The following is a 19,025-nucleotide window of genomic DNA, read 5'->3' as shown; positions in this document are numbered from 1 at the left end:
TCACAGGGAGTGAGAAAAGATGGAATATGTAATTGAAATGCTAAACATCCGTAAAGAGTTTAATGGCTTCGTTGCGAATGATAACATAACCCTTCAATTAAAAAAGGGTGAAATCCATGCCTTGCTTGGAGAAAATGGTGCAGGAAAATCAACCTTGATGAATGTTCTCTTTGGTTTATATCAGCCAGAACAAGGTGAAATCCGTGTGAAAGGGAAACCTGTTAACGTTGCAAACCCTAATATCGCTAATGATCTTGGAATTGGAATGGTCCATCAGCACTTTATGTTGGTCGATACCTTCACTGTCACTGAAAATATTATCCTTGGTAGAGAAATAACCTCAGCTGGCCGAATAGATCTAAAAAAGGCTGAACAACAAGTTCGTGAAATTTCAGAGCGCTATGGTCTAGCGGTTGACCCGCAAGCAAAAATATCCGATATTTCAGTGGGGATGCAGCAACGGGTTGAAATCTTAAAAACACTCTATCGTGGGGCAGAAATTCTTATTTTTGATGAACCTACAGCCGTATTAACACCACAAGAGATTAAAGAATTAATCCAAATTATGAAGACGCTTATTAAAGAAGGCAAATCTATTATTCTCATAACCCATAAACTTAAAGAGATTATGGAAGTTTCAGACCGTTGTACCGTTATTCGTAAAGGTAAGGGGATTGGAACTGTAGCCGTAAGCGAAACAAACCCTAATGAACTTGCGAGCCTAATGGTTGGACGTGAGGTTGTCTTTAAAACGGATAAAAAGGAAGCAACCCCAAAACAAGAAGTACTTGAAATCAAGGATTTAGTTGTTAAAGACCCTCGTGGTGTTATGGTTGTTAATGGTCTTAATCTTTCTATCCGTGCTGGGGAGATTGTCGGAATCGCTGGAGTTGATGGAAATGGACAATCAGAATTTATTGAAGCAATTACAGGATTACGTAAAGCTGAAACTGGCAGTGTAAAATTAAATGGCAAAGAATTGATCAATCATACTCCAAGGCAAATTACTGAATCTGGCGTAGGTCATATTCCTCAGGATCGCCACAAGCACGGGTTAGTATTGAATTTCCCAATTGGAGAGAACATGGTTTTACAAACGTATAATAAAAAGCCATTCTCAAAGAACGGAATCTTAAACTTTAGTGAAATCTATAAAAAGGCTAAATCGCTAATAAGTGAGTTTGATGTTCGTACACCAAGTGAATACACTTTGGCACGTGCCCTTTCTGGTGGTAATCAACAAAAGGCGATTATTGGACGTGAAATAGACCGTAACCCTGACCTACTCATTGCGGCACAGCCAACTCGCGGATTGGATGTTGGGGCAATTGAATTCATTCATAAGCGCTTAATCGAGCAGCGCGATAATGGGAAAGGTGTCTTGCTTGTATCCTTTGAATTGGATGAAATTATGAATGTTAGTGACCGTATTGCGGTTATTTATGAGGGGAAAATCGTGGCTGTTGTTAATCCAAAGGAAACGACTGAGCAGGAACTTGGATTGTTGATGGCTGGATCGAATAGAAAGGAAGCGGGTGAACAAAACCATGTCTAAACGGTTTAAAAGTATTTTAACACCAATTATTGCTGTTTTATTAGGCATCATTGTTGGAACAATTATCATGTTATTTAGTGGGTACAATCCAATTGCGGCCTTTACGGCACTATGGAATGGTGCATTTGGAGATATCTATTATATTGGGGAAGTAATAAGACAGTTTACCCCATATATTTTAGCCGGTTTAGCTGTTGCTTTTGCTTTCCGGGTGGGCTTATTTAATATCGGGGTTGAGGGGCAATTCTTAGTAGGCTGGCTTGCAGCGGTTTGGGTAGGGGTAGCCTTTGACCTGCCGCGTATTATTCATTTACCACTTGCAATCTTAGCGTCCATAGTTGCAGGTGCGCTTTGGGCATTTATTCCTGGTCTATTAAAAGCACGTTTTCGTGTGCATGAAGTAATTGTAACCATTATGATGAACTATGTAGCCTTACATGTATCGAATTATCTTATTCGTAATGTAATCACAAATCATGGGGACAATTCAGGTCCTATTCATAAATCAGCAACATTACGATCTGGCTGGTTGGAAAGTCTAACTGACTATTCAAGACTTCACTGGGGTATTATTCTTGCTATTATATCTTGCTTTATAATGTGGTTCTTATTAGAAAGAACAACAAGAGGGTTTGAATTAAGGTCAGTAGGTTTTAATCAACATGCCGCACAATATGCGGGCATGAACGTTAATAGAAATATTATCCTTTCAATGGTTATTTCCGGAGCCTTTGCTGGCTTAGCTGGTGCTATGGAAGGACTAGGAACATTCGAATATGCCGCTGTAAAGGGTGGATTCTCAGGCGTTGGTTTCGACGGAATTGCTGTTGCATTACTAGGAGGTAATACTGCTCTAGGTGTATTTTTCTCAGCGATACTATTTGGTGTTCTAAAAGTAGGAGCATTAAACATGCCGCTTGAAGCTGGAGTACCAAATGAATTAGTTGATATCATTATTGCTTTAATCGTATTCTTTGTTGCATCAAGCTATATAATAAGAGTATTTCTTGACCGATTCAGTAAGAAGGAGGTGAAGTAAGTTGAGTTTAATGGATATTTTAATCATTCTTATTCCATCCACTTTATTATGGGCTGCTCCTCTTGTCTTCACTGCATTAGGCGGTATTTTCTCAGAGCGTTCTGGGGTAGTTAATATTGGACTTGAAGGTTTAATGGTAATTGGGGCATTTTCGGCGATCGTGTTTAACTTAACTACATTTGATACATTTGGCAGTGCTACACCTTGGATAGCATTATTAATAGCAATGGCTGCAGGAGCAATCTTTTCCTTACTACACGCGGTTGCGGCAATTACCTTCCGGGCGGACCATACGGTTTCCGGTGTGGCAATTAACTTACTCGCAACAGGACTTACCCTTTTTCTTGTAAAGCTCATTTATGATAAAGGTGAAACTGGAATTATCAGTAAGGGGTTTAGCAAAATTGATATTCCTGTTTTAAAGGATATTCCTGTAATCGGTAAAATCTTCTTCCAAAATACGTATTGGACATCGTTTCTAGCAATTTTGGTTGCCATTTTAGTATGGTTTATTGTTACCAAAACACCATTTGGTCTCCGCCTCCGCTCAGTCGGTGAACATCCGATGGCGGCAGACACTATGGGTATAAATGTCACCAAAATGCGTTATTTGGGTGTCATCCTTTCCGGAGCTCTTGGTGGTCTCGGTGGTGGAGTTTATGCACAATCCATTACGTCTAACTTCAGCCACTCGACAATCAGTGGTCAAGGTTTCATGGCGTTAGCCGCAATGATTTTCGGTAAATGGCATCCACTTGGTGCATTAGGTGCTGCAATCTTCTTCGGTTTCGCGCAAAGTATCAGTATCATTGGATCAAGTTTACCTTTCTTAAAGGAAATTCCAAATGTTTACTTGTTAATTGCTCCATATGTGTTAACCATATTAGCTTTAACTGGATTCATCGGTCGTGCCGATGCACCAAAAGCTAGTGGAACCCACTACATCAAAGGTAATCGATAATAGGTTGAAAATAGAACCCCTGATTTTATTTCAGAGGTTCTTTTTTTTGAAACAAAGAGTATTTGCTTGTAATGACCAAGCATGTCAAATTATAGTAATAAGTAGTATAGGTTTTATTACAAAGGATAAGATATAAAGAAAAATGTTTACATATTGTTAAGTATGATCTTTGAACAGTTAAGGAGGAATGTAAATGGCCACTGCTACAGAAAAAATAACACAACTTAATGGGTATAAACTACACTTTATACCAACAGAAAAATATAAAACGAACACATTGATTTGGAAGATGAAAGCACCATTAACAAAGGAGGATGTCACCAAACGCGCTCTTCTCCCTCAAGTATTGCAAAGCAGCACTAAAAAGTATCCTACAACCACGGCACTTCGGTCGTATCTCGATGAGTTATATGGTGCCACCTTTTTTGTAGACCTCTCGAAAAAAGGTGAAAACCATATAATGAGTTTCTCCATCGAAATTGCCAATGAAAAATTCTTAAATGATCCAAGTCCATTATTAAAAAAAGGGTTTGAATTGTTAGCCGAAATATTAACCAATCCAAATATTCAGGGTAATGCATTTGACCATGATACTGTAGAAAAAGAGAAGCGGACACAAAAACAAAGAATCCAATCAGTTTTTGACGATAAAATGCGCTACTCGAATGTCCGACTAATACAAGAAATGTGTAAAGGTGAACCTTATGCCTTAGAGGTAAATGGAGATGCGGCAGATGTAGACGCCATTACACCTGAGAATCTATATGAATATTATAAAAACGCTTTTTTAAATGATGAAATGGATTTATATATCATCGGGGATGTAAACGAAGAAGAGGTAAAGAATTATGCTGCTGAACTATTACATTTTGAGGAAAGAAAACCGAAAAAGTTAGTACCACAGGAAATAAACCGAAAAAGTCAGGTACAGGAAATAAAAGAAGAACAAGATGTAAAACAAGGTAAATTAAATATTGGTTATCGGACAAATATCGTCTATGGGGACCCAGAATATTTTGCCTTGCAGGTGTTTAACGGCATTTTTGGGGGGTTCTCGCATTCCAAATTATTTATTAATGTACGGGAAAAAGCAAGCCTTGCTTATTATGCAGCGAGCCGTCTTGAAAGTCACAAAGGCTTGATGATGGTTATGTCAGGCATTGATTTAAAGAATTATGACCAGGCAGTTGGAATTATTCATGATCAATTAGAGGCAATGAAAAATGGTGATTTCACAGACCAAGAACTCGTACAAACCAAGGCAGTGATTCAAAATCAAATTCTTGAGACGATAGACACATCAAGAGGACTTACGGAAATTCTATATCATAACGTCGTGGCCGATGCAAATATTAATTTGGATACATGGCTTCAAGAAATGCAAAAAGTAACGAAAGAAGAAATTGTAGAAGTTGCAAAAAAAATCGAAATTGATACCATATACTTCTTAACTGGAACGGAGGCGGGCAAATAGATGGAGAAAATAACTTTTGACCAGCTTCAGGAAGAGCTTTATCATGAAAAACTAGCCAATGGACTAAATGTATATATCTTGCCTAAAAAGGGTTTTAATAAAACCTTTGCTACCTTTACGACGAAATATGGTTCTGTTGATAATACATTTGTTCCATTAGGAAAAGAGGAGTATGTTAAAGTACCAGACGGCATAGCTCACTTTTTAGAACATAAGCTTTTTGAAAAGGAAGACGGTGATGTTTTCCAGCAATTTAGCCGTCAAGGGGCATCCGCAAATGCTTTTACCTCCTTTACACGGACTGCTTATTTATTTTCAAGCACCTCTGATGTTGAAAAGAACCTTGAAACACTCGTTGATTTTGTTCAGGATCCTTATTTTTCAGAAAAAACGGTCGAAAAAGAAAAAGGGATTATTGGGCAAGAAATCACAATGTATGATGATAATGCAGATTGGCGCTTATACTTTGGATTAATCCAAAATCTATATCAGAACCATCCAGTTAAGATTGATATAGCAGGTACGATTGAGTCTATTTCACATATTACAAAAGATTGGCTATATGAATGCTATAACACCTTCTATCACCCGAGCAACATGCTGTTATTTATTGTTGGCCCAGTGGACCCCAACAGTTTCATGAACCAAGTGAAAGAAAATCAAGCAAAAAAACAATACAAGGATATGCCTGAAATCAAGCGCAAATTTGAAACAGAACCACCACAAGCAGCCGAAAAGAAACAAGTACTTGAAATGAATGTTCAAACGTCAAAATGCTTACTAGGTATTAAAGCACTTCATGTCGACCAAACAGGCGATGAATTGCTTAAAAATGAATTAACAATGAATGTATTACTGGATCTATTGTTTGGAAAAAGCTCTGAAAATTATAATCAGTTGTATAATGAAGGTTTAATTGATGAAACCTTTTCCTTTGATTACACGCAGGAACAAGGCTTTGGGTTTGCGATGATTGGCGGGGATACAGGTGAACCTGATAAGCTGGCTGAAACACTAGAAAAAATGCTTCTGAAGGCTAAAAGTCAAATGATCTTTGATGAAGAGCAATTGGAAAGAGCGAAAAGAAAGAAGATAGGTGCATTTCTACGAGCGATCAATTCACCTGAATATATCGCAAATCAATTTACTCGCTATGCATTTAATGATATGAATCTTTTTGATGTCGTTCCAACACTTGAAAAAATCACCTTAAACGATGTACAATCACTAGCATCTCAGGTGATCTCGGAAGAACGCTTTTCAGTTTGCCAAGTAGTTCCAAAGAAAAAATAGAAAAGTGAAGCGTCGTAACACGGCGCTTTTTCTTCGTATAAAAGTTTTGTTATTAGAGAGAGAGTGATGAAATGAAATATGCACTGATCACTGGGGCAAGTGGTGGAATAGGACAAGCCATTGCGCTTAAACTCGCTGAAAAAGGCTATCATTTGTATCTGCATTATAATAAAAATGAACAATCGATTCGAGACCTAATCGAAAAACTGCAGACATACGGTGGAGAGTATATTCCTATCCAAGCAGACTTTGGCGGTCCTAATGGATATAAGAAAGTCTACTCTGAGGTTTTTTCGCTAGACGCCATCATCCATTGCGGTGGAACCAGTCAATATGGACTTCTTATTGATTTGCAACAGTCTGAAGCAGAGGCATTAATGAATGTTCACGTACTAAATCCATTAATGCTGACCAAAGAGCTCCTGCCGAAATTACTTGTTAAAGGTAAAGGGAACATTGTCGTGATTACATCCATTTGGGGTCAAACAGGTGCGGCCTGTGAAGTGGCCTATTCTACCGCAAAGGGTGCACAAATTGCCTTCGTAAAGGCATTAAGTAAAGAATTAGCATTGAATGGCATTCGCGTTAATGCGATCGCCCCTGGTGCGATCGAGACACCAATGATGGAAAGTTTTTCACAAGAAGAGGTGGACCAGATTTCTTATGAGATACCTATGGGAAGACTAGGTCAGCCAGAAGAAATAGCGAGGAGTGTCGCTTTCTTGCTCTCAGATGAATCTTCCTATATGACAGGCCAAGTCCTTGCGTTAAATGGTGGCTGGTATACATAAAATTCACAAGTTATTCATGTATAGTTCCCTTCACTTTATCGCAAAATAAACTTGTACTAATTTAAAGGAGGGAAAACAATGTCTGTTTTAGATAACTGGAAACAGTGGGAGGACTTTCTTGCTGATCGTCTTCACCATGCACAAAATGAAGGTATGAGTGAGGGAGCAATTAATAATCTTGCCTTTCAAATTGGTGATTATTTATCAAGCCAAGTAGAGCCAAAAAACGAGCAAGAAAGAATTCTTGCTGATCTTTGGTCTGTTGCTGATAAAGAAGAACAACAAGCTATTGCAAATATCATGGTTAAATTGATTCAAAATAATGGCGCCCGCTAAAAGAGAGGAGGTTTCTCCTCTCTTTTTGTATGTATAAATCTATAAACTCCATTAAAGAAACGAATATCTGTGTTTTTACTTTCATCTTCATCCAAAATCATTTATTATAGGGGTTAGATGAGGAAATGAAGAAAAGTGTCGAAACTTCTTTATAGGAGGTTTATATCGTGAAAAAAGAATGGTATTTAGAATATGAGATTCAAAAGAACCGTCCAGGGCTATTGGGTGACATTTCATCCCTATTGGGTATGCTTTCTATTAATATTGTGACGATTAATGGTGTGGATGAAGGAAGACGTGGTTTGCTCATTTTAGCTAAAGACGATGATCAAATTAAACGACTAGAGTCAATTTTACATACTATGGACACAATAAAACTAATTAAACTTAGGGAACCAAAACTGCGTGACAGGCTTGCAGTTAGACATGGCCGCTATATTCAAAGAGATGCTGATGATAAAAAAACGTTTCGCTTTGTAAGGAATGAACTTGGCTTATTAGTTGATTTTATGGCAGAATTATTTAAGCAGGAGGGACATAAACTGATTGGTATTCGTGGAATGCCACGGGTAGGTAAAACAGAATCATTAGTTGCAGCGAGTGTTTGTGCAAATAAACGTTGGTTATTTGTTTCATCGACACTGTTAAAACAAACAATCCGCAATCAATTAATTGAAGATGAATACAACGAAAATAATCTATTTATTCTCGATGGAATAGTATCAACAAAACGAGCAAATGAACGTCATTGGCAGCTTGTCCGAGAAATCATGCGTCTGCCATCAGTAAAAGTAATCGAGCACCCTGATGTCTTTGTACAAAACTCAGAATACACACTCGATGATTTTGATTATATTATTGAACTTAGGAATGACGCGGAAGAAGAGATTACATATGAAGTCGTTGATCAGCATAACATGTTCTCCGGATCAGATTTTGGAGATTTTGATTTTTAATAAATTGGAAGGTGTTAACAGTTGACTGAATTAGGGAATCGACTAAAAGAAGCCCGATTAGCTAAAGGATTAAGCTTGGATGATGTCCAATCCATGACCAAAATTCAAAAGCGTTATTTAATTGGTATTGAAGAAGGAAATTATGCGAGCATGCCTGGAAATTTCTATGTGCGTGCATTTATTAAACAGTATGCTGAGGCTTTAAGCCTCAATCCTGATGAAATCTTTGAAACCTATAAAGGCGAAATTCCTGCTACCTATAATGATGACTTACCCCAGCAATTGTCTAGAGTGAAAACACACAAAACAATTACTGAAGGTAATTCCAAAATATTTGATATTCTGCCAAAGGTATTAATCGGTGTTTTTGTAATTGGTGCAGCAAGCCTTTTATATTACTTTATATCGAATCACGCTGGTGGAAATTCAAATGAATCAATTAGTAAGCAGAATGAACCCGTTAAAATTGTTACATCGAAGAATCTTGAAATAGAAAAAGCAGATGATAAAGATAATCAGAAAGTAAATGAGGAACAGAAGGATAATACAGTACAGGAAGAGGAACAAAAAGCTGTAGAAGAAACACCTAAACAAGAAATTACAGCAGTTCAAAGCAGCGGCAGGAATTCAACCTATGAATTAAAAAATGCAGATAAATTTATTGTGAAGTTGGTTTCTAAAGGTCAAACCTGGGTTAGTATTAAAAATGGAAAAGGGAAATCCTTTTTTCAAGGACTTCTAAAAACAGGTGCAACTGAGAGCCAGACAGAAGATTTATCAGCAGAAAGTATGGCTGTGATCAGGGTTGGAAATGCTGCTGACACTGAAATTTATGTGAATGACCAAAAGCTCGAGTATGCAGTCCCAGCGACTGCGAATGTTCAGAACATAACGATTCAATATGTTCTGAAAGACGAATAGTCATCTGTAGATGACTATTTTTCACTTTTAATAAATAAACGGAGGAAAACTATGAATATTCCGAATAGAATAACGGTATCAAGAATATTATTAATTCCAATATTTTTGATTATTATGCTTGCTCCTTTTAAATGGGGCGACATGCAACTTCTTGGGACCGTCCTTCCAGTTACCCATTTTGTCGGTGCATTGATCTTCATTTTAGCCTCTGCAACTGACTGGGTTGACGGACATTATGCCCGTAAATATAACCTTGTCACCAATATGGGGAAATTTCTTGACCCATTAGCTGACAAATTACTCGTATCGGCTGCACTTATCGTTTTAGTTGAACTGAATGATGTTTATGCACCTTCATGGTTAGTTATTATTATTATTAGCAGGGAGTTTGCAGTAACAGGTCTACGCCTCTTGCTTGCAGGGGAAGGCGAAGTTGTTGCGGCTAATATGCTCGGCAAAATAAAAACATGGGCGCAAATTGTCGCGATATCATCGCTTTTATTACATAATATAATTTTTGCCATGATACCATTCCGTTTTGATATAGTGTCATTATGGGTGGCTTTAATTTTTACTATCTGGTCTGGCTGGGATTATTTTGCAAAAAATAGTCATGTCCTTAAAAATTCAAAGTAAACTTAATTCTACTATGTTGTAAAGGAAGATGTATTGCTATGAATGCTGAGATTATTGCAGTTGGTTCGGAGTTATTGCTCGGTCAAATTGTGAATACGAATGCGAGATTTTTGTCTCAGCAATTAGCTGGGCTTGGTATTAATGTCTATTTTCATACAGTTGTTGGTGATAATCCTGACAGGCTAAAGTCTGCAATTGAAATAGCCCAAAAGCGTGCAGAGATTATAATATTTTCTGGCGGGCTTGGGCCTACAAAGGATGATTTGACGAAGGAAACGATTGCTCGTCAGCTTGGTAAAGAACTCGTTATCGATGAAACGGCGTTAGCATCGATTGAACTTTTTTTTAAGCGGACCAATCGTGTAATGACAGAAAATAACCGAAAGCAGGCACTCGTATTAGCAGGATCTCACATTCTCCCAAATGATCATGGGATGGCGCCGGGCATGGTTGTAGAATCCGGCGGTCATACGTATATGCTTCTGCCTGGCCCGCCAAAGGAAATGGAACCGATGTTTCTCGAGTATGGGTCCCAGGCTCTTTCTACAAGAAACAAGTCCAACGAGAAAATTGTCTCAAGGGTGTTAAGGTTTTTTGGGATTGGAGAAGCAGCTCTGGAAACAGAAATTATTGATTTAATTGATGCGCAAAGCAATCCAACGATAGCCCCGCTCGCAGGAGATGGGGAGGTTACTTTACGACTGACAGCAAAACATGTGGACGAAAATGCAGCACAGGCTATGCTGGATGAACTAGAAAAGACGATAAATCAGCGTCTTGGTGCATTTTTATATGGCTATGATAATACGTCGCTTTTGATAGAAGTAATGAAATCTTTAAAAGAAAGAAACTTAACTATTACTGCCGCTGAGAGTTTAACAGGAGGACTATTCCAGCAAGAGTTAACATCAATTTCAGGTGCAAGTTCAGTGTTTTACGGTGGTGTAGTTTGTTATTCAAATGAAGTGAAACGACAGCTTTTACATGTACAGGAAGAAACGCTTAAAACACATGGTGCGGTAAGTGAACAATGTGCTAGAGAGCTGGCCGAAAATGCTTCAAAGGTATTTAAAACCGATATTGGGATTAGTTTTACGGGTGTTGCTGGTCCTGAAGAACTTGAAGGCAAGCCAGTTGGTACAATATATATAGGCATTGCAATTAAGGGAAGGCCGACAATTGTAGAAAAGATCACCCTTGGCGGAACAAGGGAAGCGAACCGGAGCCGTGCAGTGAAATTTGGCTGCTATTTTCTCCTTCGAATTTTAAAAGAGTCACAGAATGCTAATTAGCGTCCTGTGACTTTTTTGAATAATAAACGATTGGAAAAAAGTCTGACAATAGACGAATTATCCTTTTCGGACTACTAAAAATGCAAAATGATACAAAAGGGTGGGGGATTTTCCTTTTTTTACAACGATTTTGTTTTGAAAATAAACGAATGAATGTTCGTTTTTTTACTCGACAAATATCCGAAAAGCGGTTATATTATTAGTAGGAATTAATTTAATAGATTATAGCAATTTGCTTGTGTTTATATAAGGGAGGAAAAGATTCGTGAGTAATGATCGTAAAGCGGCCTTAGAAATGGCGTTAAAGCAAATAGAAAAGCAATTTGGTAAAGGTTCTGTCATGAAAATGGGAGAGAAAACAGATACGAGGATTTTAACGAGTCCGAGTGGCTCGTTAGCACTTGATGCAGCACTTGGAGTGGGTGGATATCCTAGAGGGCGTATTATCGAAGTTTATGGTCCTGAGAGCTCAGGTAAAACTACGGTTGCTTTGCATGCGATTGCTGAAGTCCAAGCAAATGGCGGACAAGCAGCATTTATAGATGCTGAACATGCCCTTGACCCAGCGTATGCCCAAAAATTAGGTGTTAACATTGATGAGTTATTGCTATCACAGCCAGATACGGGTGAACAAGCGCTTGAAATCGCAGAAGCATTAGTACGAAGTGGTGCAATTGATATTATTGTAGTCGACTCAGTAGCAGCATTAGTTCCAAAAGCGGAAATTGAAGGCGAAATGGGAGATTCTCACATGGGCTTACAGGCTCGTTTGATGTCGCAAGCCCTACGTAAATTATCTGGAGCCATCAATAAATCGAAGACCATCGCCATCTTTATTAACCAAGTTCGCGAAAAAATTGGCGTTATGTTTGGAAACCCTGAGACAACACCAGGTGGACGTGCATTGAAATTCTATTCCACCGTCCGTATTGAAGTTCGTCGTGCAGAGGCGTTAAAGCAGGGAAATGATATTGTAGGTAATAAGACGAAGATAAAAATTGTTAAGAATAAAGTCGCTCCTCCTTTCCGTACGGCTGAAGTAGATATCATGTATGGTGAAGGAATTTCTAAAGAAGGCGAAATCATTGATCTAGGCGCAGAATTAGATATCGTTGAAAAGAGCGGGTCATGGTACTCCTATAATTCTGAAAGATTAGGTCAAGGCCGTGAAAATGCAAAGCTATACTTGAAGGAAAATCCAGATGTTCGCCTCGAAATTCAAGGGAAAATCCGTGAACATTATGGTTTAGATGGTGAAAAATTTGTCACTGAGAAAGACGATGATGAACAATTTGAATTAATAGACTAATGTAGATGAGCAAAGCTATTTATGGTTTTGCTCATTTTTTACATAATGTTATTTTTATACAAAGTTTTATTTGTTAAAATCCAATGGATTTTAGCATTTAGGATGAATAAATGATGTCCTATTCTAAATATTTCAAAAAGCCAATAGGACTAAGCCTTGACAATGAATATTCCCACCTTTACAATTAACATGTATATTTTACATTTTTGGTATTATTACAATTCGAAAAAAGCCTTGGTGCTTGCTGTATGTTGAGTCTAAACAATGTACATGCCGACACTTAAAAAATGTAACAAAAGTTCATAGCAAGAGGAGGTGTAACGATGGAACCAATTACAATCATCTCCATTTTGCTTGGCCTTATCGTCGGTGCCGTTGTTGGCTATTTTGTTCATAAATCCATTGCTGATGCAAAAGTAGCAGGTGCAAAGAATGCTGCAGAGCAGATTCTTGAAGATGCTAAACGTGATGCTGATTCATTGAAAAAGGAAGCTTTGCTAGAAGCAAAGGATGAAATTCACAAGCTTCGGACTGAAGCAGAGCGTGAGGTTCGTGAACGAAGAAATGAAATGCAAAAACAAGAAAACCGTTTACTGCAAAGAGAAGAGAATTTAGATCGAAAAGAGGAAACGTTAAACAAGCGTGAAAATCTTTTAGAAAAGAAGGATGATTCTCTAAACCAAAGACAACAGCATATTGAAGAGATGGAAAGCAAAGTGGACGAGTTAGTACGAAAACAACAAACTGAACTCGAACGAATATCGAGCTTAACGCGCGAGGAAGCAAAAACAATCATTATTGATCGAATGGAGCAGGAACTTACCCATGACACTGCGATAATGATCAAGGAGAGCGAAAATCGTGCAAAAGAGGAAGCCGACAAGAAAGCAAAGGAAATACTTTCGTTAGCAATCCAGCGTTGCGCTGCTGACCATGTTGCGGAAACGACTGTCTCTGTCGTCAACCTGCCAAATGACGAAATGAAGGGCCGTATTATTGGCCGTGAAGGAAGAAATATTCGTACGCTTGAAACGTTAACAGGAATTGATTTAATCATTGATGATACTCCTGAAGCTGTCATTCTATCAGGTTTTGATCCTATTCGTCGCGAAACGGCTCGCTTAGCACTGGAGAAATTGGTCCAAGACGGGCGTATCCATCCGGCACGAATTGAGGAAATGGTAGAAAAATCACGTCGCGAAGTAGATGAGTATATCCGTGAAGTGGGTGAGCAAACCACCTTTGAAGTGGGTGTTCATGGACTTCATCCAGATCTGATCAAAATTCTTGGTCGCTTAAAATTCCGTACTAGTTACGGGCAAAACGTATTAAAGCATTCAATGGAAGTTGCGCAACTGTCTGGTTTACTTGCCGCTGAACTTGGCCAAGATGAAACTTTGGCACGTCGTGCGGGCTTGCTTCATGATATTGGGAAAGCCATCGACCATGAAGTAGAAGGCAGCCATGTTGAAATTGGTGTTGAACTTGCAACCAAATACAAGGAACATCCGGTAGTAATCAATAGTATTGCTTCCCATCATGGGGATACAGAGGCAACATCTATCATAGCCGTTTTAGTTGCAGCAGCAGATGCCTTATCAGCTGCAAGACCAGGAGCACGTAGTGAGACGCTTGAAAACTATATTCGCCGTCTTGAAAAGTTAGAGGAGATTTCGGAATCCTATGAAGGTGTAGAGAAATCCTTTGCCATTCAAGCAGGTCGAGAGGTACGTATTATAGTTAGACCGGATTCAGTTGATGATCTTGCTGCTCATCGATTAGCACGCGATATTCGTAAGCGCATTGAAGAAGAGCTTGATTATCCAGGTCATATTAAAGTGACAGTTATTCGTGAGACACGGGCTGTTGAATACGCAAAATAAAGCGGTGCGCATGCACCGCTTTATTTTTTGCAGCGCCTTTTCGATTAAATAAAGCCTGAATGTGATACAATTTATACAATAACAATTTTTTTAACGAAAGGGACAAAAATGAATCTACTTTTTATCGGTGATGTCGTCGGTTCACCAGGCCGGGACATGCTAAAGGAATATTTGCCAAAATTAAAAGAAAAATATCGTCCTCATTTTACTATTATCAATGGGGAGAATGCAGCAGGAGGCAAGGGGATTACTGAAAAAATCTATCGTGAATTCTTAGGGTATGGGGCACAGGCCGTAACTCTAGGTAATCACACATGGGATAATCGTGAAATTTTTGAATTTATCGGTACTGCAAAAAATATGGTTAGACCAGCAAATTTTCCAGAAGGAACACCAGGGAAAGGTATGGCATTTTTTAAAGTCAATGATTTAGAAGTTGCCGTTATTAATCTGCAGGGTCGCACCTTTATGGCCCCATTGGATTGTCCCTTTAAGAAAGCTGACGAATTAGTTGAAATTGCAAGGGAGAGAACCCCATATATTTTTGTGGATTTTCATGCGGAAGTAACAAGTGAGAAACAGGCAATGGGTTGGTATTTAGATGGAAGGGTCTCTGCCGTTGTGGGGACACATACACATGTTCAAACGGCCGATAACCGGGTTCTACCGGGAGGCACAGGATATTTATCTGATGTAGGGATGACAGGGCCGTATGATGGCATTTTAGGGGTGGAGAGAGAAGCAGTCCTTAAAAGGTTCCTAACTAGCCTGCCAGTACGGTTTGAAGTGGCAACCGCAGGAAGAAATCAGTTAAGTGCAGTTGTGATTGAATTAGATCGTAAAACAGGCTTCACAAAAAAAATACAACCCATCTTAATAAATGATGACCATCCGTTTTACACTTAGAGCAATTTGATTTGCTCTTTTTTTTCGTCCAAGCCGGAATATGTTTTTTGACAAATGAATATAGTAGCAGTGGAATGTTATAACCTGATTTGTCCATGAAACTGCTCATGCGGGATCGGGATTTTCTAAGGAGGAGCTAGAAATGGATATATTAAAAGTTTCAGCAAAATCTAATCCTAATTCTGTAGCTGGTGCGCTTGCCGGGGTTCTGCGTGAAAGAGGTGCAGCGGAAATACAGGCAATTGGGGCGGGTGCATTGAATCAAGCCGTAAAGGCAGTAGCGATTGCTCGAGGATTTGTAGCACCTAGCGGAGTTGATTTAATCTGTATCCCTGCGTTTACCGATATTTTAATTGACGGGGAAGAACGCACAGCTATCAAGCTAATTGTAGAACCACGTTGAAAGAGATAGACTATTTATAGGAGACCAAACAAAAGGACATTTACCTTTACCTGCTTGTTTTACAAGCAGGTATTTTTTAGGTTTTTTATCTCACTAATTGGTGTTAAATGATATGGACTTATTAAAGTATTATTCTACCATAAGCTTTAATTGTTTTTAAAAGACAAATAATGAATGTGCATAGCTTGAATTAATATTGCAAAACGCCGTATAATGCGGATAAATCATGTTTTTTTTTTTGTTATCTTGTAGAAAGCAAGTATATTTCAAATAATAAAAAAATATTCATATTTTAGACATTATTTCGCTTTAAAGGGTTGCAATTTTTAGTTCATAGGTCTAGAATTGTAAGCGTTTAGTACATATCCTTTCTACTTTTTATTAGTCTTTTTATATAAAATGGGCTAATTTCTAGTGATTTACTCGGAATAGTGCTAAACTAATAAATGGATCATCAAAACTAATTATTTTTACATATCCAAAGGGGTGTAAGTCATGATCAATCAACTTTCATGGAAAGTTGGAGGACAACAAGGGGAAGGTATTGAAAGTACTGGGGAAATCTTTGCTATTGCACTGAATCGCCTGGGGTATTACTTGTATGGTTATCGTCACTTTTCTTCACGTATTAAAGGTGGTCATACCAACAATAAAATCAGAGTTAGTACTACAGAAGTTCGTTCTATTTCTGATGACTTAGATATCCTTGTAGCATTTGACCAGGAAACTATTGATGTAAACTACAAAGAATTACACAGTAATGGAGTAATCCTTGCTGATGCAAAATTCAATCCAAAGAAGCCGGAAGATACTGAAGCTACATTGTATGCGGTTCCATTTACTGAAATTGCGACAGAGCTCGGAACTTCTCTAATGAAAAACATGGTTGCAATTGGTGCAACTTCTGCTGTATTAGACTTAGATATTCATGTATTTGAAGTAGTAGTTCGCGAGATTTTTGGTAAAAAAGGCGACCAAGTAGTTGCAAAAAATATGGATGCGATCAAAGCTGGCTTTGATAAAATGAAGGAAAATCTTGCAGCTGGCATCCAAACAATGGAGCTTGAAAAGGCTGATGGCAAAAAACGGATGTTCATGATTGGAAATGACGCTATTGCTCTTGGAGCTATTGCAGGCGGATGCCGTTTTATGGCAGCCTACCCAATTACACCAGCTTCTGAAATAATGGAATATTTGATTAAAAAGCTACCTGCACTAGGTGGTACAGTAATTCAAACCGAAGATGAAATTGCTGCATGTACAATGGCAATTGGGGCAAACTACGGCGGTGTTCGTACAATTACTGCTTCAGCAGGTCCAGGATTATCTTTAAAAATGGAAGCAATTGGCCTCTCAGGTATTACTGAAACGCCACTAGTAATTGTTGACACTCAACGTGGAGGTCCATCCACAGGATTACCAACAAAACAAGAACAATCAGACCTTATGGCGATGATTTATGGAACACATGGTGAAATTCCGAAAATTGTAATGGCTCCAAGTACTGTTGAAGAAGCATTCTATGATACAGCTGAAGCATTCAATTTAGCTGAAGAATATCAATGTCCAGTCATTATTTTATCTGACCTACAATTATCCTTGGGTAAACAAACGGTTGAACCATTAAGTTATGACAAGGTTGAAATCAGACGTGGAAAATTGGTAACAGAAGATATACCTGCTAACGAAAACAATGCATATTTTAAACGCTATGAAGTAACAGAGGACGGGGTTTCTCCACGTGTAATCCCTGGTATGAAAAATGGTATTCACCACGTAACAGGTGTCGAGCATGATGAGACTGGTAAACCATCGGAATCTGCTTCAAATCGAATCGCTCAAATGGATAAGCGTTTCCGTAAGGTCGAAAATATCCGCTTTAATACACCAGTATATAAAAATGTTAAGCACGAAGATGCTGATGTACTATTTGTAGGTTTTAACTCGACGCGTGGTGTTATTGAAGAAGCAATGACTCGTTTAGAGAAAGACGGCTTAAAAGTAAATCATGCTCATATTCGTTTGATCCATCCATTCCCAACTGACGAAGTTCTTCCGCTTGTTCGTTCTGCGAAGAAGGTTGTTGTAGTGGAAAACAATGCAACTGGACAATTAGCCAATATTATGAAAATGAATGTTGGACATGCTGAAAAAATTACTAAGCATCTTAAATATGATGGTAATCCGTTCCTACCACACGAAGTATATACAAAATGTAAGGAGTTGTTCTAAATGGCCACTTTTAAAGACTTTCGTAACAATGTAAAACCGAACTGGTGCCCTGGCTGTGGCGACTTCTCCGTACAAGCGGCAATGCAACGTGCGGCAGCAAATGTAGGCTTAGAGCCAGAAAACTTAGCTGTAATTTCTGGAATCGGCTGTTCAGGACGTATTTCCGGTTATATTAATTCATATGGCTTCCATGGGATTCATGGTCGTTCACTTCCAATCGCACAGGGTGTTAAAATGGCTAATCGTGATTTAACTGTTATCGCCTCTGGTGGTGACGGTGACGGTTATGCGATCGGGATGGGGCATACGATTCATGCCATTCGTCGTAATCTTGATATAACTTATATCGTTATGGATAACCAAATATATGGTTTGACTAAAGGTCAAACTTCTCCACGTTCAGCTACAGGCTTTAAAACAAAGTCAACTCCGATGGGGTCAATTGAGCAATCAATTTCTCCGATGGAAATGGCGTTGACTGTAGGAGCAACATTTGTTGCACAAAGTTTCTCTACAGATCTAAAAGATTTAACTGCCTTAATTGAAGCCGGTTTAAAACACAAAGGATTTTCTTTAATCAATGTTTTCAGCCCTTGTGTTACCTATAATAAGGTGAACACCTATGATTGGTTTAAAGAAAATCTAACAAAACTTAGTGATATAGAGGGTTATGACCCTTCAAATCGCGAAGATGCGATGCAGACATTAATGAAGCATAATGGTCTTGTTACAGGACTTATTTATCAAAATACTGAGCGTAAGTCTTATCAAGAACTGATCACGGGCTACTCGGAAGCACCGTTATCAAAAGCTGACCTTAATCTTGACCAAAATTATTTTGATAAATTAGTTTCTGAATTTATCTAATGATAGTATCAAAATCCCGTGACTTGACGTCACGGGATTTTCTATTGTTTTCAATCAAATTAACCTTTATACTATAATAATGTGCGGAGAAAGTCTGGAGTCTTCATTCATCTTTTTGCACAGATTAAAATCTTAAAAATTTAATAGATGAATTACGTAATATGAAAAGAA

The 19,025-nt window shown here is 38.4% G+C and carries 17 protein-coding genes; all 17 read left to right on the top strand.

Features of this window, described 5'->3' with window-relative positions; genetic code table 11:
- Positions 1-19 precede the first annotated feature (19 nt).
- The 17 genes from J7E63_RS02945 (at position 20) to J7E63_RS02865 (ending at position 18,854) form a co-directional block, all read left to right on the top strand.
- Complete coding sequence (locus J7E63_RS02945; protein ID WP_215010216.1) at positions 20-1,555, top strand: ABC transporter ATP-binding protein; 1,536 nt, start codon at positions 20-22, stop codon at positions 1,553-1,555.
- On the top strand, positions 1,548-2,594 hold the full coding sequence (locus J7E63_RS02940; protein ID WP_215010215.1) for an ABC transporter permease: 1,047 nt from the start codon (positions 1,548-1,550) through the stop codon (positions 2,592-2,594). The genes J7E63_RS02945 and J7E63_RS02940 overlap by 8 nt, the downstream gene beginning before the upstream one ends.
- Position 2,595: 1 nt before the next feature.
- Positions 2,596-3,555 (top strand): ABC transporter permease, encoded by a 960-nt coding sequence (locus J7E63_RS02935; RefSeq protein WP_088086413.1) that lies wholly within the window; start codon positions 2,596-2,598, stop codon positions 3,553-3,555.
- Positions 3,556-3,748: 193 nt separating this feature from the next.
- Positions 3,749-5,029 (top strand): EF-P 5-aminopentanol modification-associated protein YfmF, encoded by a 1,281-nt coding sequence (gene yfmF, locus J7E63_RS02930; protein ID WP_215010214.1) that lies wholly within the window; start codon positions 3,749-3,751, stop codon positions 5,027-5,029.
- On the top strand, positions 5,030-6,322 hold the full coding sequence (gene yfmH, locus J7E63_RS02925) for an EF-P 5-aminopentanol modification-associated protein YfmH (RefSeq protein WP_215010213.1): 1,293 nt from the start codon (positions 5,030-5,032) through the stop codon (positions 6,320-6,322). It abuts the gene before it with no gap.
- Between the two features lie 71 nt (positions 6,323-6,393).
- Positions 6,394-7,113 (top strand): elongation factor P 5-aminopentanone reductase, encoded by a 720-nt coding sequence (gene ymfI / locus J7E63_RS02920; RefSeq protein WP_215010212.1) that lies wholly within the window; start codon positions 6,394-6,396, stop codon positions 7,111-7,113.
- Positions 7,114-7,191: 78 nt separating this feature from the next.
- Entirely contained in the window at positions 7,192-7,449 is a 258-nt protein-coding gene (locus tag J7E63_RS02915; RefSeq protein ID WP_098932990.1) for a DUF3243 domain-containing protein, read from the top strand.
- A 164-nt stretch (positions 7,450-7,613) separates the two neighbouring features.
- Complete coding sequence (locus tag J7E63_RS02910) at positions 7,614-8,405, top strand: DUF3388 domain-containing protein (RefSeq protein ID WP_088086418.1); 792 nt, start codon at positions 7,614-7,616, stop codon at positions 8,403-8,405.
- A 21-nt stretch (positions 8,406-8,426) separates the two neighbouring features.
- Complete coding sequence (locus tag J7E63_RS02905) at positions 8,427-9,326, top strand: helix-turn-helix domain-containing protein (RefSeq protein ID WP_215010211.1); 900 nt, start codon at positions 8,427-8,429, stop codon at positions 9,324-9,326.
- 51 nt (positions 9,327-9,377) lie between these two features.
- Entirely contained in the window at positions 9,378-9,962 is a 585-nt protein-coding gene (gene pgsA / locus J7E63_RS02900) for a CDP-diacylglycerol--glycerol-3-phosphate 3-phosphatidyltransferase (protein ID WP_088086420.1), read from the top strand.
- 38 nt (positions 9,963-10,000) lie between these two features.
- The gene (locus tag J7E63_RS02895) at positions 10,001-11,254 is read left to right on the top strand and encodes a competence/damage-inducible protein A (protein ID WP_215010210.1); all 1,254 of its coding nucleotides are present in this window, start codon (positions 10,001-10,003) and stop codon (positions 11,252-11,254) included.
- A gap of 265 nt (positions 11,255-11,519) precedes the next feature.
- Positions 11,520-12,563, top strand: a complete 1,044-nt coding sequence (gene recA / locus J7E63_RS02890; protein WP_088086422.1) for a recombinase RecA — start codon at positions 11,520-11,522, stop codon at positions 12,561-12,563.
- A gap of 323 nt (positions 12,564-12,886) precedes the next feature.
- Positions 12,887-14,446, top strand: coding sequence for a ribonuclease Y (gene rny / locus J7E63_RS02885; RefSeq protein WP_168242803.1), 1,560 nt, complete (start codon positions 12,887-12,889; stop codon positions 14,444-14,446).
- A 108-nt stretch (positions 14,447-14,554) separates the two neighbouring features.
- Positions 14,555-15,352 (top strand): TIGR00282 family metallophosphoesterase, encoded by a 798-nt coding sequence (locus J7E63_RS02880; RefSeq protein ID WP_215010209.1) that lies wholly within the window; start codon positions 14,555-14,557, stop codon positions 15,350-15,352.
- A gap of 142 nt (positions 15,353-15,494) precedes the next feature.
- Entirely contained in the window at positions 15,495-15,755 is a 261-nt protein-coding gene (gene spoVS / locus J7E63_RS02875; protein ID WP_026566505.1) for a stage V sporulation protein SpoVS, read from the top strand.
- A 495-nt stretch (positions 15,756-16,250) separates the two neighbouring features.
- Positions 16,251-17,987: a 2-oxoacid:acceptor oxidoreductase subunit alpha gene (locus tag J7E63_RS02870; protein ID WP_215010208.1), complete on the top strand. Its 1,737-nt coding sequence runs from the start codon at positions 16,251-16,253 to the stop codon at positions 17,985-17,987.
- The gene (locus J7E63_RS02865; RefSeq protein WP_088086426.1) at positions 17,988-18,854 is read left to right on the top strand and encodes a 2-oxoacid:ferredoxin oxidoreductase subunit beta; all 867 of its coding nucleotides are present in this window, start codon (positions 17,988-17,990) and stop codon (positions 18,852-18,854) included.
- Positions 18,855-19,025 lie beyond the last annotated feature (171 nt).

The sequence above is a fragment of the Bacillus sp. ISL-75 genome (genome assembly GCF_018613095.1).
The sequence above is the reverse complement of the archived record's forward strand: the minus strand, read 5'-3'. Positions and strand labels throughout refer to the sequence as shown.